The organism is Fictibacillus sp. B-59209 (assembly GCF_036216745.1).
In the GTDB taxonomy this organism is placed as follows: domain Bacteria; phylum Bacillota; class Bacilli; order Bacillales; family Fictibacillaceae; genus Fictibacillus_C; species Fictibacillus_C marinisediminis.
Genome location: NZ_JARMMC010000005.1, coordinates 160,230 through 181,039, shown reverse-complemented (window position 1 = coordinate 181,039; position 20,810 = coordinate 160,230). Strand labels below are relative to the sequence as shown.

At 42.0% G+C, this 20,810-nt stretch carries 24 protein-coding genes; 8 read left to right on the top strand and 16 right to left on the bottom strand.

Translation table 11 applies throughout. The features are described from left to right. Positions 1–11: 11 nt before the first annotated feature. The 3 genes from P4361_RS03315 to P4361_RS03305 form a co-directional block, all read right to left on the bottom strand. Complete coding sequence (locus P4361_RS03315; protein WP_062233367.1) at positions 12–380, bottom strand: spore coat protein; 369 nt, start codon at positions 378–380, stop codon at positions 12–14. Then, positions 377–646 carry a spore gernimation protein GerQ gene (locus tag P4361_RS03310; RefSeq protein ID WP_256226431.1) on the bottom strand — a complete coding sequence of 90 codons (270 nt, stop codon included), beginning with the start codon at positions 644–646 and terminating at the stop codon, positions 377–379. The genes P4361_RS03315 and P4361_RS03310 overlap by 4 nt, the downstream gene beginning before the upstream one ends. Before the next feature lie 558 nt (positions 647–1,204). Then, positions 1,205–2,374 (bottom strand): glycosyl hydrolase family 18 protein, encoded by a 1,170-nt coding sequence (locus P4361_RS03305; protein WP_328088294.1) that lies wholly within the window; start codon positions 2,372–2,374, stop codon positions 1,205–1,207. A gap of 205 nt (positions 2,375–2,579) precedes the next feature. On the opposite strand from P4361_RS03305, the gene P4361_RS03300 reads away from it, so the two are divergent. Next, the gene (locus P4361_RS03300; protein WP_328088293.1) at positions 2,580–3,485 is read left to right on the top strand and encodes a DMT family transporter; all 906 of its coding nucleotides are present in this window, start codon (positions 2,580–2,582) and stop codon (positions 3,483–3,485) included. Between the two features lie 61 nt (positions 3,486–3,546). Here the strand turns inward: P4361_RS03300 and P4361_RS03295 are convergent, their stop codons facing one another. Further along, positions 3,547–3,864, bottom strand: a complete 318-nt coding sequence (locus tag P4361_RS03295) for a c-type cytochrome (protein ID WP_062233349.1) — start codon at positions 3,862–3,864, stop codon at positions 3,547–3,549. 167 nt (positions 3,865–4,031) lie between these two features. Between P4361_RS03295 and P4361_RS03290 the strand changes: the two genes are divergently transcribed. Beyond that, positions 4,032–5,000 carry a quinone oxidoreductase gene (locus tag P4361_RS03290; RefSeq protein WP_328088292.1) on the top strand — a complete coding sequence of 323 codons (969 nt, stop codon included), beginning with the start codon at positions 4,032–4,034 and terminating at the stop codon, positions 4,998–5,000. 43 nt (positions 5,001–5,043) lie between these two features. Here P4361_RS03290 and P4361_RS03285 read toward each other — a convergent pair whose 3' ends face one another. Together P4361_RS03285 and P4361_RS03280 are read right to left on the bottom strand one after the other, a co-directional pair. Next, positions 5,044–5,511, bottom strand: a complete 468-nt coding sequence (locus P4361_RS03285; protein WP_328088291.1) for a hypothetical protein — start codon at positions 5,509–5,511, stop codon at positions 5,044–5,046. 150 nt (positions 5,512–5,661) lie between these two features. After that, positions 5,662–7,518, bottom strand: a complete 1,857-nt coding sequence (locus tag P4361_RS03280; protein WP_328088290.1) for a PAS domain S-box protein — start codon at positions 7,516–7,518, stop codon at positions 5,662–5,664. A gap of 462 nt (positions 7,519–7,980) precedes the next feature. On the opposite strand from P4361_RS03280, the gene P4361_RS03275 reads away from it, so the two are divergent. Both P4361_RS03275 and P4361_RS03270 read left to right on the top strand, forming a co-directional pair. Further along, the gene (locus P4361_RS03275) at positions 7,981–8,367 is read left to right on the top strand and encodes a hypothetical protein (RefSeq protein ID WP_328088289.1); all 387 of its coding nucleotides are present in this window, start codon (positions 7,981–7,983) and stop codon (positions 8,365–8,367) included. Between the two features lie 121 nt (positions 8,368–8,488). After that, positions 8,489–8,635, top strand: coding sequence for a hypothetical protein (locus P4361_RS03270; RefSeq protein ID WP_156418878.1), 147 nt, complete (start codon positions 8,489–8,491; stop codon positions 8,633–8,635). Between the two features lie 71 nt (positions 8,636–8,706). Here the strand turns inward: P4361_RS03270 and P4361_RS03265 are convergent, their stop codons facing one another. The 4 genes from P4361_RS03265 to P4361_RS03250 all read right to left on the bottom strand — a co-directional run bounded on the left by P4361_RS03265 (position 8,707) and on the right by P4361_RS03250 (position 11,515). Continuing rightward, positions 8,707–9,012, bottom strand: a complete 306-nt coding sequence (locus P4361_RS03265) for an ArsR/SmtB family transcription factor (protein WP_062233339.1) — start codon at positions 9,010–9,012, stop codon at positions 8,707–8,709. A gap of 86 nt (positions 9,013–9,098) precedes the next feature. After that, a complete protein-coding gene (locus tag P4361_RS03260; protein ID WP_328088288.1) occupies positions 9,099–9,878 on the bottom strand; it encodes an SDR family oxidoreductase in 780 nt (259 codons plus the stop codon). Positions 9,879–10,028: 150 nt separating this feature from the next. Then, positions 10,029–11,114, bottom strand: coding sequence for a polysaccharide deacetylase family protein (locus P4361_RS03255; protein ID WP_328088287.1), 1,086 nt, complete (start codon positions 11,112–11,114; stop codon positions 10,029–10,031). A 131-nt stretch (positions 11,115–11,245) separates the two neighbouring features. Further along, positions 11,246–11,515 carry a hypothetical protein gene (locus P4361_RS03250; RefSeq protein WP_053357370.1) on the bottom strand — a complete coding sequence of 90 codons (270 nt, stop codon included), beginning with the start codon at positions 11,513–11,515 and terminating at the stop codon, positions 11,246–11,248. A 141-nt stretch (positions 11,516–11,656) separates the two neighbouring features. Here P4361_RS03250 and P4361_RS03245 point away from each other — a divergent pair, with 141 nt between their 5' ends. Beyond that, on the top strand, positions 11,657–11,884 hold the full coding sequence (locus P4361_RS03245) for a CotD family spore coat protein (protein ID WP_328088286.1): 228 nt from the start codon (positions 11,657–11,659) through the stop codon (positions 11,882–11,884). Between the two features lie 224 nt (positions 11,885–12,108). Further along, positions 12,109–12,954, top strand: coding sequence for a YitT family protein (locus P4361_RS03240; RefSeq protein WP_053357369.1), 846 nt, complete (start codon positions 12,109–12,111; stop codon positions 12,952–12,954). A gap of 70 nt (positions 12,955–13,024) precedes the next feature. On the opposite strand, the gene P4361_RS03235 is transcribed toward P4361_RS03240, so the two are convergent. The 6 genes from P4361_RS03235 to P4361_RS03210 all read right to left on the bottom strand — a co-directional run bounded on the left by P4361_RS03235 (position 13,025) and on the right by P4361_RS03210 (position 18,245). Next, positions 13,025–13,888 carry a Cof-type HAD-IIB family hydrolase gene (locus tag P4361_RS03235; RefSeq protein ID WP_328088285.1) on the bottom strand — a complete coding sequence of 288 codons (864 nt, stop codon included), beginning with the start codon at positions 13,886–13,888 and terminating at the stop codon, positions 13,025–13,027. 12 nt (positions 13,889–13,900) lie between these two features. Further along, entirely contained in the window at positions 13,901–14,656 is a 756-nt protein-coding gene (locus tag P4361_RS03230) for a DeoR/GlpR family DNA-binding transcription regulator (RefSeq protein ID WP_328088284.1), read from the bottom strand. 204 nt (positions 14,657–14,860) lie between these two features. Continuing rightward, entirely contained in the window at positions 14,861–15,406 is a 546-nt protein-coding gene (locus P4361_RS03225) for a flavodoxin family protein (RefSeq protein WP_328088283.1), read from the bottom strand. An 81-nt stretch (positions 15,407–15,487) separates the two neighbouring features. Beyond that, a complete protein-coding gene (locus tag P4361_RS03220; RefSeq protein WP_328088282.1) occupies positions 15,488–15,787 on the bottom strand; it encodes a hypothetical protein in 300 nt (99 codons plus the stop codon). A 128-nt stretch (positions 15,788–15,915) separates the two neighbouring features. Next, entirely contained in the window at positions 15,916–16,332 is a 417-nt protein-coding gene (locus tag P4361_RS03215; protein ID WP_328088281.1) for a MerR family transcriptional regulator, read from the bottom strand. Positions 16,333–16,583: 251 nt separating this feature from the next. Beyond that, positions 16,584–18,245, bottom strand: coding sequence for a serine hydrolase domain-containing protein (locus P4361_RS03210; RefSeq protein ID WP_328088280.1), 1,662 nt, complete (start codon positions 18,243–18,245; stop codon positions 16,584–16,586). A 312-nt stretch (positions 18,246–18,557) separates the two neighbouring features. Here P4361_RS03210 and P4361_RS03205 point away from each other — a divergent pair, with 312 nt between their 5' ends. Then, positions 18,558–18,980 (top strand): hypothetical protein, encoded by a 423-nt coding sequence (locus P4361_RS03205; protein WP_062233320.1) that lies wholly within the window; start codon positions 18,558–18,560, stop codon positions 18,978–18,980. Between the two features lie 13 nt (positions 18,981–18,993). After that, the gene (locus P4361_RS03200; protein WP_328088279.1) at positions 18,994–20,799 is read left to right on the top strand and encodes an anti-sigma-I factor RsgI family protein; all 1,806 of its coding nucleotides are present in this window, start codon (positions 18,994–18,996) and stop codon (positions 20,797–20,799) included. Positions 20,800–20,810 lie beyond the last annotated feature (11 nt).

The window sequence follows — 20,810 nt, the reverse complement described above, 5'->3', positions numbered from 1 at the left end:
AACCTCCAGTGTTAATGTTCATCAGGTGTCCGATCAAACATGCCCTTTCGATTGGTCTCAATGGGAAACAGGTTCATTTTGCCAATCTTAATCGTATTGTTGGCCGAAAGCTGATCCAATTGATACTGTTCCGTTAGTTCGTAAGGATGGAACCATTTTTTCTTGATCATCAACTCAGATATTTCCTGATGCATCGCAATGCCCTGCATCAATTGTTTTCTTAATGCGGCACGAACATCAGGTGATGCGGATTCGGTTAATGCTACAGCTATGTTGCGAACGCCTTCTTTGGCACGAAGAAGAAAATCCATTGCAAAGGTGGTGTCTGCTAGTTCAGGCATATGCAGCGAGTTTATCGGGTCCAAATAATCATTATTCAATGAATGGTTCCTTCCTTTCCATTAATGATGGGGGTTGGGCGATTTTGAGGAACAGGAGCTTGAAAAGGTGCTCGTTCATAGAGGGATTGCAATTCAGTAAGATCCTGTATCGATTGTTCAACATCTTTTTTCATTAAATTCCTAAGATCATCATCAAAAACCAATCCTTGCATTAATTTAGACTTGGCGATACAAAGCGTTTTAAAGTTAATGGCCTCATGTAAGTCCAAAGACTCGTGGGCAGCTAATAATTTCTGTTGATCCATTTTGATTCCCCTCCTTTTTATCCTAAATACAATGGTATTGTTCCAAACATAGGATGAAGTATGCTTTACAATATTTTTCACAAAGATCAATTACTTACAAGGATAGAACCACGAAAGGCAAGCAGAATAAATCATCAGCAAATTCAAAGCTCTGTTATCCTTAATAATTTAAAGGACGGTATAAAGCTGTAGCTTATAAATGGCTATCTTAATGAAATATCTTCAAAAGGAGGAATAATGTCTTCAACAATCAAACGTTCTATTCTTGACGGATATGTTTCTGCGAATAGGTAGGATACTATTCCCCCTTGGCGGTCCTCTTCTTCCTTTCCTGGTCTATATCGATTTCAATCGATTTTTTTCTTGTTCACAAAAGGTCTTTACCGTAGATTAATGCCAATATTTTTTACCATTACCTAAAGAGAGATCAGCTTCAGGTATTTTCCCTGTTCATAATACAATTTCTCTCCTGCGAAAAAGTTTTTTTGTCCATTTTAATTAGATAAAAAAGAGACCCTATCCGGTGAACTGCCGGCTAATAGAATCTCCCTGCATTTTTTATTTTGCATTTCTTACGTTAAATTGATCTTCAAGCATGCTCCAGTTATGAGGGAACGGTTCACCAAGCACCCAATAGGCAATTCCACGAAGGTTATAATATTTTACCTGATTGAATTTTGCTTGAGCGCTTTCTTCGTTCTCAAACCAAACCACGTGTTTTTTACCTTTGTCATCTGTGTAGTTAAAATATGGAGAATGAGCTTTGTTGTCGTATTTAATGTCTGCGCCTTCCTTGATGGCAAGTTCCGTGGCTTCCTGCGGAGCGATCCGTTTGGCGAAAGGATTGCCCTTCTTATATGGAAGTATCCAATCATAGCCATATAACGGAGCGCCCATAACGATTTTTTTGCGCGGGATGACCGAGGCAGCATAATCGATAACTTTGCGAACTTGCGGAACAGGAGAAACAGCCATCGGCGGACCTCCAGACCAACCCCATTCGTACGTCATTAAAATAACAAAGTCCGCAAGCTCCCCATGTCTTTTATAATCATGGGCACCGTGCCACGGTCCTGACTGTTCATCACTCGTTTTAGGTGCAAGCGCCGTTGAAGTGATAAATCCTTCCTTTTTCACTCTTGGCAAAATCGTTTCAAGGAATCCGTTGTATAAATCTCTGTCTTTAGCGCGGATGTGTTCAAAATCGATGTTGAGTGCTTTGTATCCTTTTGTTTTCATCGTTTGGATAACGTTTTTGATTAATCGCTCGGATACCGTTTTGTCCGTAAAGATTTTATGTGCTACATCAGGAGAGAAATTCCCTTCTGTAAAATTGGTCAGCACAAGCATCGGAACGGCCCCTTGTTTCCTTGTAGCAGCCAGTGCCTGATCATCCTTGATGCCGATTAAATTACCGTCAGCTTTTACACGATAGCTGAAAAAAGCAACATATGATAAATGCCTGCCCACATCTTTAACTTCTTTGACAGCAGCCCGTTGGTCAACAGGCTCTAAAAAACCAATGGTCGTGATTTTTGTTTTTTTATGAGTGGTCTGTGACGGTGTTATATCTTTTTGTTTGCTGCCATTGTATTTTACTTGCTGCAGCCTTGGGTGTTCTTTCCCTGTCTTGTCTGCATCAGCAGCACCTTGTTCTTGCCCCTTTATACTGCCGCAGCCTGTCAGGGTCAGCGTTAAGGCAAATGTTATTGCGAGAATTTTCTTCAAAGGTGTACCTCCTTTTTTCCTTATGCTTCCTTTCTGAAAAGGCGGATATACGAAGTTGCAGGGAGCAATTTTTGGAAGGGGTCCAGCAAGTCCGGACAATCATACGTCTTCTTTGTTTTTCAGCCGATTCTATACAGGGTCTTCAAAAATGGGTTGAATTGCGATACGCTTGAAAAAAGATAAGGAGAAACGAGGTGGGCAATGAATGAAATGGCCCTATATATGGATTGCAAGCGGTGCGGCTCTATGGGGAACAATAGGTATATTCATTAAGGAACTGTCTTCATTAGGGTTTACCCCGATTCAGATTGTAGTATTGCGTGCATTAGGAGCGGCCATTGCGTTTATCATCATCACGCTTTTTACGGACCGCTCACTGCTAAGGATAAAATTAAGAGATACTCATTATTTTATTGGGACCGGCTTGCTCAGTATCGCGTTTTTTAACTGGTGCTATTTTAAAGCGATGGAAGAAATGTCTCTGTCCGTTGCAGCCGTCTTGTTGTATACAGCACCTGCATTTGTACTGATCTTGTCGCGTATCTTTTTCAATGACTTGATCACAGGAAAGAAATTAACAGCTCTTGGTGTCACGTTCCTCGGCTGTCTGTTCGTTGTCGGTTACATGCCATCTGCTAAGGCAGGCATTACTTTGTCCGGGCTTCTTACGGGTTTAGGAGCTGGACTGGGTTATTCTTTGTACAGTATTTTTGGCAAAGCCGCATCTGCCAAATACCATACACTTACGATTACGACATTTACTTTTATTTTTGCAGGTCTGGCTCTGTTTCCTGTTAGCGGGCTGGCAACATCCATACATTTACTCGAGAATGGAAAAGCATTCCTTTATATTTCAGGACTTGGAATTATTCCGACTGTCTTCGCCTATATCCTTTACACCGTAGGACTCCGACAGGTTGAACCGAGCCGGGCTGCCATCGTTTCAACCATTGAGCCCGTTGTTGCTACACTCACCGGGTTCTTCCTTTTCAAGGAAGAACTGACACTCTTGCAGACCATCGGTATTCTGCTGGTTATCTCAGCTGCAGTTCTTGTACAGGACAAAAAAACATCGGCATCCCTTCATCAGAAGACTACCAACGTTTCATGAAAAAAGGCATAAAAAAGAGGCAGGATCCATTCCATTGAATGAATTCAGCCTCTTTTTTCCTTTATTTTTTCTTGGCCAGCCATTGAGCAACGTTCTCCGCTTCCTTGCCCTGGATTAATCCAGCAGGCATACCTCCACCTCCGTTTCTAATCTGCTTTAATATTTCCGCCTTGGTATGTTCTTTTCCGATGTCTTTCAAAGCCGGCCCCGTACCGCCTTCAAGATTGTTGCCGTGGCAGCTGGCGCAGTTTTGTTTAAACGTTTTCTCCGCAGAAGCGGTATCCATTGAGCCTCCTTTTCCTCCTCCGCTGTCCCCGCCTGAGGAGCAGGCTGTTAGAGCCAGAACGATTCCTAAAACGAACGTAATCTTTTTTATCATGCAAATGACCTCCCAAGTAAAATAGATAAATATTCCATTACAACCACAGTTTCCACAACATTTAACGATTTAAACCTTTTTCCTGTTTAATTATCTTTTCTAGTGAAACTTCTCCATTTTGTTTACAATGATAGTATGACTACTACTTGAAATGAGGAATACAAACGATGAAGGCTTTAACATTTAATGAATTTGGGGGACCGGATGTCTTACAATATCAGGACGTTCCGAATCCAGTGCTGCAAAAGAATGAAATACTTGTTCGCATGAAAGCGATCGGGCTTAACTTTGCGGATGTGTACCGGAGGAAAGGAAACTATCACTTGAAGGGCACCCCTCCGTTTATTGCCGGTTATGAAGGCGCTGGAATCGTGGAAAGGATCGGAGAAGGGGTAAATGGGGTGATGCCTGGAGATAGGGTGGCCTTTGCCGATGTACCGTATGCTAATGCTGAACTTGTCGCTGTACCGGAGGATCACCTGATTCCTTTGCCTGATGACATTTCATTTGAAACCGCGTCCTCTCTGCTGCTGCAAGGCTTAACAGCTCAATACCTGACTCGTGACAGCTATCCCGTAAAACCCGGAACACTTCTTGTTGTCCATGCTGCGGCAGGCGGTGTAGGCCAGCTTCTCATCCAAATTTCCAAGGCACTGGGCGGAACGGTAATTGGGCTGACATCTTCTGAGGCGAAGAAAGAAGCTGCTTTGTCTGCTGGAGCCGATCATGTTTTTCTTTATGATGAAGCCTGGATGCGTAAAGTAAAAGAAGTTTCTCCTGAAAATAAAGGAGCAGATGTCATTTATGATTCTGTAGGCAGTACCCTTAAGGATAGCTTTGAAGCGGTAAGAATCGGCGGAACGGCTGTATTTTATGGAATGGCAGGCGGTGATCCGCTGCCGGTTGATCCACGAATGCTGATGGACACTTCAAAAACACTGACAGGCGGTGATCTCTGGAATGTTATCACCTCCCATTCAGAAAGGGTGTCCAGGTCTCATCAGTTGTTTGATATGATTCGTTCGGGCTCTGTTAAGATACCAGAAACCACTTCATTTAAGCTTGAAGATGGTAAAGAAGCCCACCGTTTTCTGGAAAGCCGGAAAAGCACAGGAAAACTCCTGCTTATTCCTTAAATGTAAAAGCGAGTGGATCAATTTCGTAGATTCCACTCGCTTTTTAATATTTATATAAAAGATTCAATGCCTTCATCCGTTCTTTCGTCATGGATAGCAGCAATTGATTATTGAGCGTCTTTGCCATTTTGTAAGTTAGTCTTAGAAACTTTTCCAATCCTGATTTATATCCTTTCGTAAAAGCCAGTTCATCACATTTCGTTTCTGAATGCAGATCAATCTTCCCTTCCAAAACAGGATATTGCGAATGGCCGATCTCATGCCAAATGATAGCTTGCTTTATGTCCTGATCTTTGCAGAACAGCGAATAATCGTACACTACAATAAACCGGTCAAACTCGGGATCCAAGGAGGAAAAACACAATGTTAAAATTCTATTATCAATATTCCAAAGGCGGAGCCACTGTTCATTTTCCAGGCCAAAGATCCTCATGATCTCTTGTTTATCCTCTATAATCGCTATACGCTCATGATATGTTTCTTCTTTTAAAACTTCACATAAACAGATCACAGCCATTTCTCCTTTTCCCTATCATTTCACCTCTCTCATTTAACTTATGTGACAACCTTTTTAAGTATTCTGCGAGATTTTTTTTCACACAGCAAAAAAGCATATTCTTCTCAGAATATGCTTTTTACTACTCTATCCTTTTGCAGCGCTCTACTTTTTTGCGACAGGCAGCAAGATGGTTACTGTTGTTCCTTCATTAATTTTACTCGAAAATGTAATGGTTCCTTTATGATTTTCAATAATTTTCAAACTGACCATCAAACCGAGTCCAATTCCTTTTTCTTTATTGGAATAGAAGGGTTCTCCAAGGCGATTAAGCCTTTCTTCGCTTATTCCGATCCCTTCGTCCTGGATGGTCAGGCAGACAAATTCTTCTTTTTGCATGGATGTTTTTATTTTAATCGTTCCGCCTTGTGACATCGCTTCAATCGCATTTTTGATCACATTAATCAGCACTTGTTTAATTTGGTTTCCTTCGCTTCGCACAAGAGGGAGATGTTCGGTAAGACATGGATCAAACTGGACATTGTTCAAGTTTGCCTCCGAATCCAGTAAAACGATGGTCTGCCGGATAAATTGATTGATGTCATTCCACTTATAGTCCATATCGCTGTGCGGCTTGGCAAGTATTAGAAATTCATTAATAATCGATTCAATGCGGTCCAGTTCTGAGAGGATAATCTCGCTTATGTGTTCTCTAATGTCTGGTTTGATCAGCTGAATAAAACCTTTAATGCTTGTTAACGGGTTTCGAATCTCATGAGCGATACCTGCTGCAAGTTCTCCTACAACAGCCAGCTTATCAGATTTCCGCAGCAGCTCTTCTTTATCTCTTAAATCGGTAATATCTTCTACAATTCCGGCTACCCTCCAGACCGCTCCCTGTTCATTGAAGATGGGAAAAGCTCTTGAGCGTACCCATCTTATTTCTCCATCCGGCTTGACAATCCGATACTCTATTTCATATTCAGTTTCTGGGACGGATTCAAATGTGTCAGATATCCGGTCCATATCATCTGGAAATACCGTATCGTAAAATGTTTTCCGCTTTTCAAAAATATCACTGACATCCAGTCCCCATAGTTTTTTAAAAGAAGGGCTTAAGTAAATATAATCGCATGTAGCTGAATCTCTCATCCAGAAGACATCATTCGCGTTTTCAGCAAATTGGCGGAAACGCTCTTCGCTCTCCAACAAACCAAGCTCCATCTGTTTTTGCTCGGTCACATCACGCGAGACGCCAACAATTCCATAGACATTTCCCTCGAAGGTTTTTAACGGGGAGATCAGTGCCTGATAATAAAATGTACAGCCCTCTCTTGACCTGTTCCATTCAAAAAACTTGGTGGTTCCTGTTTTCAGAACCTCATAGCAGACTTCTTCATGTCCTGAAGATAACTCACCGAATACTTCGCGTACACTTCGGCCGATATAAAAATCTGGATTTATATTATGCTTCTTCATCCATTTTCCGTACATTCCAGTGTGAACCAGGTCTTTGTCGAGTGTAAATACCGTATCCTCCATAGAAGTTACGAGTGACCTGAACTTCTCTTCGCTTTTACGAAGAGCTTCTTCAATCTCTCCTTTACCTGTGATAGGAGTGATGGTAACTACTACTTGGTGAGGACTTCCTTTTTCAATATACAAAGGTTTGGTGCTGACAACATACCAGTTATATGACATTTTATCGGATAAAACGATACCTATGATCCTTTCCTTTACAGACTCGCCTGTCCTGAATGTAATTTGAGAAGGATAGCTGTAGAAATCAAGAGGAGACCCCGATTCATCCAGTGCCATAAATTTTGCGTTATCGTATGACTGCCCCTCCAAGTCAGCATCGGATAGGCCCAGCATTTTACAGGCAGCTGAATTGATATGCTCGATTATCGCTGAGGATGAAAGGATGAGAATACCGCTTGCCACAGCATCAAAGAGGTTTTTAATATGTTCTGCATTATAGTTGTAAGAAACTGTTCCAGTGCTATTATCTATTATTTTCATAAAATCAACCTTAACTAAATTTATAAGATTTCTCTCTATTTTCCATCCATCATAGCATAATCTCTCTTTTACATAAATTGTCTTTATTCCTATTTTTTTAAAAAAGTGCTTAACAGCGCCTTTTTTTCGTAAAAGAGGTTCTTGTCCCTTTCTAGCAACACACGAAATGAATACAGTATCTCGAAAGGGGTGAAATAAATGCCAAGAAGAAGTGAATCCTCGCGCAGGAGAAGTGAATCCTCGCGCAGGAGAAATGAATCCTCGCGCAGAAGAAGTGAATCCTCAAGAAGAAGTGGATCCCAGCGCAGGAGAAGTGAATCCTCAAGAAGAAGTCGACGAAGCGAGTCCAGCTCAAGCTCATTAATAATGAGATTTGAATCATCTTCAAGCAGTTCCAGCAGCTCTAGCTCCAGCTCTAGCTCCAGCTCTAGCAGCTCTAGCTCCAGCAGCAGTTCATTTAGAATGCGGTTTCCTGTACAGATGCCTGTACAAGGTGCTCAACAAAACCGGAACCGAAACCAGCGGCCGATCCAGGTCGTCCAGAACTGTAACTGCGGACGACAGTCCACTGAAAACCCGGTGATGGGTGCAATGGAGAATAACCAGCAGCCTTCTCTAGCACGGCCTAGATGCCGTCGATTCTGCCAAAACGTATGCCGTTCCTTGTTTGGAAGGAAAAGAGAACAGTGTATTGCAGATTGTTTGGCGTGCCGCGGCAACCAGGGCAATACCATGGGCAGCATGGACGACAATGATGATTGCAGTTGGAGATCTTCCGGTCCAAGAGGCGATGTATTTAGTGTCCAAAGTGATATGAATGACGGACATTATTGGGATTATGAAGACTAAGGTCCAAGTGCTCCCATAATGAATGACCCCTTGTCTCAAAGTGGACAGGGGGTCTTTTACATATTCGGGATAAAACGTTATACACTAGGGAACTCTTTTATTAGAGATGGAGGTGGATGAATTGAAACAGTTTGATTTGGCGCAATTAACGAGTGAGCAAAAAGCTAAATTGGATCATATGGAGAAAGAATTGGATGTTGTACTCATTGCTTGGGACAAGCAGGGTAATACAGACAGCACACAGCAAAGCAATAATTTTGATATCTAAAAAACCCTTCAGCGAAGGGTTTTTCATACGTTTTGTCCTTATTTATGCAAAAAACAAGGACCTTAAGCGGGCTAAAGATCACATGTACTCTCCACGGTATGAATCAGCTGCTTCAATAAGCCAATGGAAGGCTCAAGTGCCAATGAATAGAAGCGCTGTGTTCCTTTTTGCTCAATCGTCACCAGCTGTATGTCCCTCAAAATCTTCAAATGGTGAGAAATAGCCGGTCTTGATAAAGTAGAATGCTCTGTAATTTCATTGACCGTCAGCCGGTCATGCTGAGCAAGCAATAAAATAATATCTTGCCTTGCGGGATCACTTAATGCCTGCAAGAGCGGAATACAGGAACGAAAAACATCTATTGCCTGCTGTCCCATATCCATCCCCCTCTGCGTCTATTTGTTTAATCTCATAAACCTATATATGCTCATAATAGATAACTTCGTGTTCTTTTTCAAGTGGATCATGATTTTTCCTGGACATTTCTCACAGTTGCCGTTACCCACTTCCTCGGTATAAACCGGATGGAGTTAGCGAGCAGCCTGTTTTTAAAACCAGGGATCACGATGGATTTTCCTTTCATTAATCCTTCATAGCCAATGTTAGCTACACGTTCTACATCCATTACGCCGCTCTTAAAGAGCTTTGACTGTCCCAGATTTGCACGTGATTCAAAACCTGTTTTCGTTGGACCTGGACATAATGCCGTAACGGTCACCCCATTGCCCTTCATTTCATTTTCGAGAGCTTCTGAAAATGACAAAACATAGGCTTTTGTTGCATAATATACAGCCATTAAAGGTCCTGGCTGAAAAGCGGCCGTTGAAGCGACATTTAATATTTTCCCATTCCTCCTCTGCTTCATTCCCGGGAGGAATAATTTAGTTAGGGTCGTGAGTGCTTTTATATTAATGTCGATCATGGATAATTCATCCTGTAGATCCGTTTCCGTAAATTCTCCAAATAAGCCATATCCAGCGTTATTCACTAAAAAGTCGACTGTGATCTGCTGTTGCTGCAGTTCTTGAAATAATGCTTCTGCCTCACTGTACTTAGACAAGTCCTTTACATGTACAGTGCATTGAACGTGAAATTCGGCTTCCAGTTCCTGTTTGAGGGTTTGCAGTCTTTGCTCGTTCCTCGCTACTAACACCACATTATAGCCATCTCTTGCAAAACGCTTTGCAAGTTCTAAACCTATACCAGAAGAGGCTCCGGTAATCAAAGCTGTTTGCTGTTTCATACTGATCTGCCTGCCTTTACGTTATATTTTACAAGTATGTCCAAACGTTCAAGATATCGAACGTTTAAACTTTTAAACATATTGTAATTAAGATATCTCGCCGTGTCAAGGAAGCAAAAATAAAATTGGTGCCTGGCACCAATTCTTAAATTATTTGCAATGGAAAGTGACTGGCTGCATGTCAGGTTCAATTCGTTTGAACTGGTAGCCATTTTTCTGAAGATATTCCAGAAGCTTTGGCAGGCTCTCCAATGTTTCTTTCCGTTCGTGCATAAGAATTACGATAGGCTCTTTCCGATGAGCTATTTTCTTTAGTTGGTTTATGGAATTCTCCACATATTTCGGGCTTTGAAACGACCAGTCCATACTGTCGATCGTCCAATCCCACAGCTGGTAACCATGGTCTTTTACCGCTTTCTGATAAGGAGGTTTCATATAAGGCGCGCTGCCGTATGGAGTCCGGATGAGGACCGTTTTTTTGCCTGTCACCTTTTGCAGCGCTGCATTATCTTGATCCATCTCCTGGACCACGGTTTCTTTTGTTCGGTAAATCTTTTTTGGATCATGTGTAACACCATGAAGCCCAAGAGCATGGCCTTCTTGATCCATCCGTTTAACCGCTTCCGGAAATCTTAAAATATTTGGTTCCAGCATAAAGAACGTTGCTTTGGCATTATAGCTGCTGAGCACGTCCATGAGGCCTCCGGATACATTGGATGGACCATCATCAAACGTTAAATAGACCGTTTTCTGCTCGGCGGCACCTACTTTTTGTGGTGGTATAGATTTATGTATAGCAGGGTGCGGAATAGCTTTGGTTGTTTCTTTGTTTTCATTCTTTGATGATTTTTGAACAGATTTGACTGCTGGTTGATGTTTTGCTGCAATCTTGTTTTTTTCTTTTGGTGATTGTTCTGAAGCGGATGGCTGGGAAGATGGCTGCCTGGTTGCTTTCTTTTCAACCTCTGCAATCGAACTGGATGTTTTCACTTTTTTCAGGCTCTTATTCTCATTTGCAGTTTTTTGTTGTGATGTATGGGATGCCGAAGTTTTTGGCGAATAGGATTTCTTTTGAATTTCTTCTTTATGATACTGGCCAACCATGGCGGTTGCTTTTATTTTATTGACATGCCATGTTCCAAAAATCACAAACAAAGTAAATAATGACAAAACTAATACAACCGCAGCTTCTCTTTTGCCGGCCCTTTTTCTTTCTTCCCCTAAAGATCCCCTCACCGCTCCATCACCTTATCTTCACATAACTTTTATACTCTCTCAGTATAAAGGTTTTTTGTAAGAAAAGGTAAAAAAATAGAAAAATTTATGAAAATAGTAAGAACTTCCTCGATGAATGACAGATCATGCGTCTAGTCCTTTTTCACTTGGTCTGCCTGCGGTTCATCAATGGGAAGAAAAGACAAAACTTCTTTTACGATAGCATTGATCTTGCCGTCTATAAAAGATGAACCATACTTCTTTTTCGCCTTCTCAATCTCCTCTTGCACTCCCTTTTCAAAATTGATCAAAGGGATATCTTCTTCCGCTTCATTATAGAGATCAATCATGGCTTCAAGCCCTTCCTGCATGCTGTCGATGGCATCGCTGTAGAGTTTTCTGCTTTTTTTATTAAGCTTCATATTATCACCTGTTCTCATTATTTCCTTTTTTTTATGCCTAAATCATTTTTTATAGACATGTACCCTGTCCGTTTCCGGCAAAATTTCATAAATTGAAAAGTGAGTTAATGATAATTTTAAAACCCAAAGGAGAGATCGTTCATGTATTACGGTTATGGTTGCCATCGTCCGCATGTCGTTGTTCACCCTACTCAGTGCTGTGTTCAGCCGTATTTCCACACTGAAGAGGTCATTCACGTTCACCCTGTTCAAATCCAGCATGTCAATCACCTGCTATATCAGCATGTTCATGAATATCCTGTTTCTCAGTATCAAACCTGTGAAGTATACCACCAAAACATTCAGTGCGGCGCACCTCCTTGCTGCTGATTCCAATTTATGAGCCTGTGTTACCTATATGGTTCACAGGTTTATTTACATAAAATGTGAATAAAATCCAAGAAGTGTTGAAACTCCCTTCAAGGAGTGATATATTGATTTCTTGAATAAGCCGGGCCTTCAGGCAAATCCGGCTAAAAGGACGAATGAATAAGCCAGCCCTTGTGGTTGGTTTATTTGAATGAATTTTTATTGTCAATGAAAGGGGGATTAACATGAAAAGCTATTTGAAAGAGTTGATCCTGATTATTATTGGCTCATTCTTTTTCGCGCTTGGTGTAAACTGTTTCGCTATCCCAAATGAACTGGGAGAAGGCGGAGTTACCGGTATTTCTATGATCTTGTATTATCTCTTCTCCTGGTCGCCAAGTTATACGAACTTTATTATGAACGGCATTCTTTTGATTATAGGGTACAAGCTCCTTAACAAACGAGTGACACTGTACACGATTTTCTGCATTGTTTTCACCTCGGTTTTCCTTCATATGACAGAAGGATTAGGAACACCTGTTAAGGATACAATTCTTGGTACCGTGTTTGCCGGTATTTTCATCGGAATTGGTTTAGGACTTGTTCTACGTTCTGGCGGAACGACTGGAGGATCGACCATTTTGGCGCGAATGGCAAATCAGTATTTGGGCTGGAGCATCAGTGGTGCCATGCTTGGATTTGACCTGTTGGTCGTGCTCAGTTCCTATTTTGTTATCGGGGCTCAAAACACCATGTACACCGTTATTTCTATCTATATCTCTACAAAAGTCCTCGATTATATTATTGAAGGCTTTGATACCCGAAAAGCTGTCACGATTATCTCTCAGCATGCCGAGGAGATCTCAAAAAAGGTAAACGACGACATGGACAGAGGTGTGACGGTGTTTTCCGCCCATGGCAGCTATACGAAGGAATCGAAAGAAATTTTATATGTAGTCATTAATAAACAGGAATTATTTGAACTGAAAAAAATCGTACATCGCATAGACGAAAAAGCATTTGTGGTCATCCATGATGTTCGGGATGTTTTCGGGGAAGGATTCACATTTCCTAAGACAGAGGTCTCCTGACTCTAGTCTGCATGCTAAAAAAGGTCTGCCGTTACGCCCAAGAGGTTACGCCGGCAGGCCTTTTTTGTATTTATACTGCTTGTTTAAGAATAAATTCCCTGATGGCATGAGCTACACCATGCTCATCGTTTTCCAATGTAGTAAAATGGCAGATTTCTTTAATTTCAGGCAGCGCGTTGCCCATTGCAATACTCGTGCCCGCAAACTTCATCATCGGCCAGTCATTCATATTGTCGCCAATGGCCACAGTATCTTGATAAGGTATTCTAAGATGATCAGCCATCCCTTTTAATCCATTTCCCTTGTTGGCATTTTCATGATTGATCTCAAGGTTATGGTCCGCTGAACTCGTAATGGAAAGCCCTTCAAATGCTGAAGCTGATTCACGGATTTCCTCAAGCTTTTCTAAAGAATAAGAAAACGGAAGAATTTTATTGATCACCAGATCTTCTGTCCATATGGATTGGAAGGAAGAAATCGAAATTTGCCCAAATTGTTTCAGATATCCTTGAGCGGCTTTCCACAATTCTTCTGAGTTTATCTCTGGGTTTGCTGACTTTACGATATCAATTTCAACCTGGATTCCATTTTCGCCAAAATCAGGCGTATAGATGCCCTTATTCGTATGAAGATGGTAAAAGACGTTCATGTCCTCCAGTTGGGTAAGGATGTGGTAAGCATGTTCTTTCTGCAGAGGATGGCATTGTACAATTTTCCCTTCATCATAGAGTACAGCTCCGTTCGCCCCGATCACAGGACATTGGATCCCGGCATTCTCGAGCAGATTCAGTACATCTTCCACCGCACGTCCCGTACAGATCGCTACTGTATTCCCCTGAGCTTGAGCCTCTTTTATTGCAATAGCATTTTCTTTGCTGATCGTCCCCTGTTTCATCAATAGTGTTCCATCCAAATCAATTGCGATTAATTTCATGTTTTCCTCCTCTTACAGAATGATCGTTTCTACCTCATACTGCTCTAATATTGTGGTTAAATGTGAATCCATTTCCTGATCTGTAACTAAAATGTCAATATCCTCCAACCGGCATACCTTCTGAAAGTAACTGCGATTAAATTTCGTAGAATCAGCCAGTACGATGACTTGATCAGAACGCTTTATCATTTCCTTCAATAAAAAGCCTTCTTCCTCAAAAGGTATGGTCAGCCCGTTAGATGAGATGCCGCAGGCTCCAAGAAAGAGCTTGTTGACTCTGAAGTCCGACAGATGCTGGATCGTTCTTGCTCCATAAATCGACCGGTGTTCATTGTTCAGCAATCCTCCAAGCAGATGGATCGATACCTTTTCTTTACGTGACAAGATTCCAGCAATGTCGATAGAGTTGGTTACGACAACATTCCGCTCTGTTTTCAGGTTCTCAGCCAAAAACTGTACAGTTGTAGATACATCCAGAAGCAGATGATCTCCATCCTGAATCAATCCAGCTGCAAAGCTGCCAATTCGCTTTTTTGCATCAGAATCCTTTTTCAGGCGCTGGTCATAGTTAAACACTTCATGATAAAAGGTCGGAAATTTAGCACCGCCCCTCGTTCGGACGATCTTCCCATCCTCTTCAAGCTTCACCAAGTCTCTTCTGGCTGTATCACGGGATACGTTATTCATTTTGCAGATGGTTTCCACATCTACCCGGTCATGCTGCTTTATATAGTTAACAATTGCTTCCATCCGTTCATCCTGATACATGCCTTTTTCACTCCTCGCTAAGTAATTATAAGTAAACTTAAGTATTTACGCAACATTATATGCATAGTTTCATAAAAATAAGCAAAAGCGGGCAAAAAACCTCACTTTTGCTTAGGTGGGGAAAAAGACTTTAGGGCATCTTTTAAGCATCAGTATGCGATGCCTAATATGATAGAAAATCACCAATATGCTTTAACAAAGCCTTTATTTAAGAGAAGAAAACGTTTCATTCCAACGCTTAGCTTCTGCAATCGCCTGTTCATCTTTTAAAATGTCATGGGGCGCGTTGGCTGTTCCGATAATATATTCCTGAAAGGACATTCCCATAAAATCAAAAATATGCTGAAATTGCTGGATCAGCGGCAATGCCTTAATCTTTGGCTGATCGCCGCCACACGTGACCACATATGCTTTCTTTTGGGTCATTTTCCTTTTAAATTCAAAACGGCTGTCCCGAAGGCTCTGTGACCAGCGATCTACGAAGTTTTTCATAAGTCCTGACATGCCATACCAATATACCGGGGTAGCAAAGATCAGAATATCATGCTCAAGCACCATATCAATCACCCGGTCATAGTCATCTGCAACCGGCTGAAAACCGCCATCCGCATGCCTCAAATCATCAATTGGCGTAATCTGCTTTTCTTTTAAAATGATCGGCGTGTATTCTAAACCTTCCAGCGCCATTTCCGTCAACTGTTGTGTATTTCCATCCACTCTGGAGCTTCCTATGATTGCTGCAATCTTCATTCCAATCCCACCTAAATAAATAGTTTCTTCCTGTATCATACAAGAGAACTAATCTTTCTGCCCAGCAACTGGACTTCCCGATCAGCGGAAATGCTCTTTTTTACGCAATTTTGCTTTGAACGCACACCACGAGTTTCTGGAAGCCGCATAGCTTCCAATGGCAGCATAGCCGTAAAAAAAGCCCATAAAGATTCCAGCGATCAGATGGTGGCGGTGGCTGTACAGGATGGAAAGCAAAAGGCCGATTAAAAGCGCTGTCGCGGGAATGAACGCCCGCGGTACAGGTGTAAACAGTTTAATCAGCTGCGTCAGGATAAGGACAATCGGGACAGCCAATACTCCGTCCCAGAAATTTGTATGAATAACTGGAAATACTTCCATTAAGAGTTCCTCTCTTTTATTAAAGTACCTACAGTATCACCATAGCTGAAAGGATTTAAAAGGCAATTAGTGAGGTGCCAGGCACCACGATTACACAAGTGTGTAATGGCGGTGCCTGGCACCCCAAGCTAGACATTCAGCAGGCTGTCGACTTTTTGGTTTAAATCTTTCAATTCATCCTGGAAGGACTTCATCTTTTCCATTTTTTCCTGAAGCATATCCCGCTGTTCTATAAGCCCGACTGCAATCTCCTCTAATTCAGACTGCTGAAAGGTCTTGTCCCTAGACGTTTCGTACTGTTCTTTATGTTCCAATATGCGTTCTTTAATGCTTAGAAAATGCTGAAGCTCCTGTAAAGAAAACCCTAGCACTTCTTTCGCATCAACTACTCTTTTTATCTGCTGAACATCCTTTTCAGTGTATAAACGGACCTGTCCGTCACTGCGTTCTGGCTGCTGTATGAGCCCAATCTCCTCATAATAGCGGATTGCCCTTTTGGTAATCCCGGTAATCTTTGCAACTTCGTCGATCTTAATCCAGTTCACCCGTATCACTCCCTTAAAAAAGTATACATTTTGTGTTACGTTGACGTCAACGTAACTTGTTGCCTGCTGGACTTCTGAAGTGGGAAGGCGCCGCAGAGCACGAGTAAATAGTTCGAATTTTAAACGGATCAATTCACGCCGATTAAGGCTCAATAAACATCTGTTTCCGCTCAAATCCCTCACCACAAACTGCCAATCCCCCGCAACAACTAAAGAACCGCCAAAAAAGGGCGGTTCTTCTTTTAATTCAATTAATAGTTTCGCTGTGACCATTGATTTTCTGTAATTTTGCTGTGAATTTCTCTGTCAGAGCTGCTCATAGCTTTTAGGTCTTTCACATACCAGCCTCGGCCATTGACAGAAGCATCTGTTTTATAGAGAAAACGGACAAATTTGCTGTTCGATGGAAGAACTGTAGTCTGCTGTTTCCATCCGACGCTTTTTCCTGTATATGTCGTTTCTGACTTCTGCCAAGTAACACCGTCTGCCGATGCTTCAACAATTCCGTTGTCGCTTCCCTTTTCAATCTCATACCAGGTCTGGAAGCTTATGCTTGCTGCCGGTTCGCTTAGTTCATAAACTAGTGGACGGGAAAGGGAGTCACCATAGCCGGCAAACCACGCTTTTTCGTTGCCTTTTAATGGAATTGAAATGGAGTCAGCGGCTGAACGTGCCACTTCCCTGCGGACAAGATTCAACGATGGTGTGTTTCTCGTCGGATGTACCCTGTTAGTCAGGGTCAGCACAATCATTTTGTTTTTCGGGCTGACGACCATTGTTGTTCCAGTAAAACCAGTATGCCCAAGGGTGGTAGCGTCAGAAAGAGCATCCATGTACCAGCCTTGATCCAGTTCCCAGCCTAGTCCATGTGAATCAGCGGGAAACTGCGGAAGCTGATTTTCTTCAAGCAGTTCGACAGTAGATGGCTTTAGGATGGTCTTATGTCCATATTTTCCTTTTTGCAGAATCATATGAGCAAACACAGCCAAGTCATGTGCTGTGGAAAAGACGCCAGCATGGCCAGCAACACCATCAAGTGACCATGCATTTTCATCATGCACCTCACCCCACACAATTCCCCGGTTAATATAAGGTTCATATTCGGTGGCGGCAATCCGCGGTTTTAAATATGCAGGAGGATTGTACATCGTGTCCCTCATTTTCAGCGGGTCTGTGATCACTTCTTTTACGTATTGATCCAATCGTTTCCCTGATAGCTTTTCCACAAGAACGCCCAGGGTGATCATATTCAAATCACTGTATGTATAGGTTGTACCGGGCGCATTCTTTAAAGGATGCGTCAGCGCAATATGGAGACGGTCCTCTCTGTTGCTTCCCATCTTATATAACGGAATGAACGGCTCAAATCCCGAAGTATGAGTAAGAAGCTGCCGGATGGTCACGTTTTCTTTTCCATTTTCCTTGAACTCAGGAATATAATCAGCCACACGGTCATCCAATTTGAATTTCCCTTGTTCATACAATTTCATAGCGGCTGTGGTCGTGAAAATTTTACTGATGGATGCAAGATCAAAAATTGTATTCCTTTTCATTGAAACCGGATGTTCCATTTCTGTGAATTTATCATCGGTATAGCGGGCGGCATAGCCATAAGCATCCCATTTAGCAATCGCCCCTTTTCTGGCAACCAATACAACTCCGCCAGGCAGCATCTTCGTTTCCATCGCTTTGTTCATGGTTGCATCGATGATGTTTAACGATTCTGGGTGAAGCCCTGCACTTCTCGGAGTTCCGTTATGGATGACTGGTGAAGAAGGGCCAGGATGGTTCCAGTCATTTTGCTGATGATCGTGCTTTGCACTTTGTTCCTTAGCCATTACAGGCACCCCTGCAGATAGAGCAAGATTGATTCCCAACAGAACTGCTGCTGGCTGTTTCCATCTTCTTAACATTGTAAATCCTCCATTTTCAGAATATTCACTTCTTTAAATAAAGGGTAGCAACGTTATACTAAAAAAGCCATGCCGCGAAGGTCCTGATCTATATTTTTCCATTTCCTATTTTCCCATAACTTTCTTGTTTAATAGCCTTTTAATCTACTAAATATATTAGACTTTATTCCCCCTCACAAATTAACAAAGCATGACTATTGTACCTGTTTTTTTCATGGTTTCCATACTATAATCTGATAGTTAATATTTTCTAAATATAGGTTTATAGACAAGAACAACAAATGTTAAGAATGGAGAAATGGAGGGTGGTTTATGATCAGCTGGCTTAAAAGAAGGATATTCATTTCAAATACATACACATTGCCGGATAATGCCAATCCCATAGCTACCAGATCTTCAGCGGCAGCTTGTCTTGAGCCCAAAACCATTTCACCTGACAAAGAAGTTGAACACTATAAAAGCAGGCTTTTGCAATTTGGGATTGATATATGCCAGATGCCGAAATGGACACCCCAAACCAAGAATAGAAGAAAAGAAGCCTTCATCATCGCCTCATACATAGCTAACGACATCGAACTGCGATCATTTTTTCTTAATAAAAAAAGTCTGCCAACCTCCCAGCTTTTAAAAAATTTTCAAAAGAAGAGCATCACTCGATATGCTCCCTATATTATCGCTACGGCTCTTATTGTGATTGAAGACTATCATTATCTTAAAGGCTATTTGCCAGAATAGGAGGCCCCTTTCGATGACTAAGGGAATTGTGGTAGAAGTAAAACGTCGCCATTTGATCGTTCTGTCAGAAGGCGGCATATTTCGTAAAGTTAAAATTTCAAATAGGCAATATTCAGTAGGCAGTGATATTTACTTACCAAACGAACTGGAAAAACAACGGACGTTCCGGCTTCCCACAATTAGCTGGAAAACAACGACAGTGTTTATGATGACCTTAATCTTGTTATTTTTCCAATTTTCTCCTTATACAGGACAAGGAGTTTACGCGTATGTAGGAATTGAGATGAATCCGAGTATCGAGCTTGAAATTGATGGTGACATGCTCGTTCAAAATATCACTGCTTATAATTCGGACGGGAAAAAGCTTCTTGCTATTCTTGAAGATTGGCAGAACCAGCCGATAGAAGAGGTTACCGAAAAAATATTCGAGATCTGCAGAGCAAAAGGCTTTATTAAACCCAATCAGGAAGTAATCGTCACGACCACGATCAATAAAGATGTTTCAAAAGAAAAACAGCGAAAGATCGAACAAAAAATCAATTCTTTGATGGAAAAGAAAGCGCAGGAAAATAAAATTGACATGACTTCATTAATCATGTCAAACCAAGAACGGAAACGCGCTAAGAAAATTGGCGTTTCACCAGGGAAATATGCGATCTTCATCGCTGCAAAAGAAGCAGGAATCGAGATTACAAAAGCGGATATCAAGCAAAAAAGCATTCAGGAACTGTCAGAAGCGGTAGGACCGATCAGTGATCTTCTTTCTAACGCACAATCTCGTGAGTATCACCATGTTTCAGTTTTTGTTCATATTGAAACGATTGCAGGACAAGCGAAAGAGAATGCTGAGCCGGTCTATGCGAATTCCATTACCATTGCAGCTGCTCCAAACATAGTAAAAGTTCCAGTACCAGCAACGGCTGCAAGCCTTCCAGCTGCTGCATCTGGTGGAAGTTCAGATCAAAATCAGACACCGGCAGCAATCAGCACGCCAGATCCTTCTGCAGGAAATGTTTCTGCACCAGCTGAGCAGCAAGTAACGGCACCGGCAGCACCTGAGCTTGCCAAACCATTTGCACCTGCCGTAGAATCTTCCAAACTTACTGTTCCAGTGCCTGCTGCAAACTCTAAGCCGGATGTTATTCCTGCAGCACCTGAAAAAGAGAACAGCAAGTCGGTCACCGAAGATAAAGATCCTGCCCCTGTTACAGTCCCGGCGAGGGAAAAAGAGGGAACCAAAAACACAACACCTTCAGCGGACGTACCCAAGGTGAGAAAAATTGATTTTCCTTTACCAGCAGTACTTAAAGAAACAAAAGCTGAGTTTCCTCCGGCTGCCGGTCTTCCTAAAGAAGAACCTAAACCGGATAAAGGCAAAAACAGGGGTTCTGACTCAGCCATTGACCATCAAGAGTCAGCGCAACCGAATCATGATTCTGAACCTGCCGCAGAACCTGATAAGGCTTATGCAGCATCAGGCTTATCAGGTTACAGAGCGCCAGCCCAAGAAGCAGAGCAAAAAGACAATCAAAATGAGCCATCTTCTTCAGCTGAGGAAGTAACTTCTTCACCAGAGGCCGATTCTCATGAAACAGCACCTGCTGCAATAAAGGATACAGATACCGCTGTTCAAAAAGAACCGCCTGCAGCAACGGAAACACCAGCTGCGGAACAAGATAACAGCTTAGCTCCAGCTAATCCACCAGCCGTTCCAGAAGAACCGTCTGCAGATGCTGAAACTTCAGAGCATAGCGATGAAACTCTAAATCAAGAATCAGCTGAAACGGCTGCCCCTCTCGTAACTGAGGCTGCTGCTTAAAAAAATCCTGT

Coding starts and splice junctions, on each gene's coding strand:
- P4361_RS03265 (WP_062233339.1), bottom strand. CDS start 9,012: ATGGGACAGCAGGCAATAGATGTTTTTCGTTCCTGTATTCCGCTCTTG.
- P4361_RS03250 (WP_053357370.1), bottom strand. CDS start 11,515: ATGAAGCTTAATAAAAAAAGCAGAAAACTCTACAGCGATGCCATCGAC.
- P4361_RS03275 (WP_328088289.1), top strand. CDS start 7,981: ATGCGGTTTCCTGTACAGATGCCTGTACAAGGTGCTCAACAAAACCGG.
- P4361_RS03200 (WP_328088279.1), top strand. CDS start 18,994: ATGACTAAGGGAATTGTGGTAGAAGTAAAACGTCGCCATTTGATCGTT.
- P4361_RS03245 (WP_328088286.1), top strand. CDS start 11,657: ATGTATTACGGTTATGGTTGCCATCGTCCGCATGTCGTTGTTCACCCT.
- P4361_RS03290 (WP_328088292.1), top strand. CDS start 4,032: ATGAAGGCTTTAACATTTAATGAATTTGGGGGACCGGATGTCTTACAA.
- P4361_RS03300 (WP_328088293.1), top strand. CDS start 2,580: ATGAAATGGCCCTATATATGGATTGCAAGCGGTGCGGCTCTATGGGGA.
- P4361_RS03310 (WP_256226431.1), bottom strand. CDS start 646: ATGGATCAACAGAAATTATTAGCTGCCCACGAGTCTTTGGACTTACAT.
- P4361_RS03260 (WP_328088288.1), bottom strand. CDS start 9,878: ATGAAACAGCAAACAGCTTTGATTACCGGAGCCTCTTCTGGTATAGGT.
- P4361_RS03295 (WP_062233349.1), bottom strand. CDS start 3,864: ATGATAAAAAAGATTACGTTCGTTTTAGGAATCGTTCTGGCTCTAACA.
- P4361_RS03210 (WP_328088280.1), bottom strand. CDS start 18,245: ATGTTAAGAAGATGGAAACAGCCAGCAGCAGTTCTGTTGGGAATCAAT.
- P4361_RS03205 (WP_062233320.1), top strand. CDS start 18,558: ATGATCAGCTGGCTTAAAAGAAGGATATTCATTTCAAATACATACACA.
- P4361_RS03240 (WP_053357369.1), top strand. CDS start 12,109: ATGAAAAGCTATTTGAAAGAGTTGATCCTGATTATTATTGGCTCATTC.
- P4361_RS03235 (WP_328088285.1), bottom strand. CDS start 13,888: ATGAAATTAATCGCAATTGATTTGGATGGAACACTATTGATGAAACAG.
- P4361_RS03280 (WP_328088290.1), bottom strand. CDS start 7,518: ATGAAAATAATAGATAATAGCACTGGAACAGTTTCTTACAACTATAAT.
- P4361_RS03230 (WP_328088284.1), bottom strand. CDS start 14,656: ATGTATCAGGATGAACGGATGGAAGCAATTGTTAACTATATAAAGCAG.
- P4361_RS03225 (WP_328088283.1), bottom strand. CDS start 15,406: ATGAAGATTGCAGCAATCATAGGAAGCTCCAGAGTGGATGGAAATACA.
- P4361_RS03220 (WP_328088282.1), bottom strand. CDS start 15,787: ATGGAAGTATTTCCAGTTATTCATACAAATTTCTGGGACGGAGTATTG.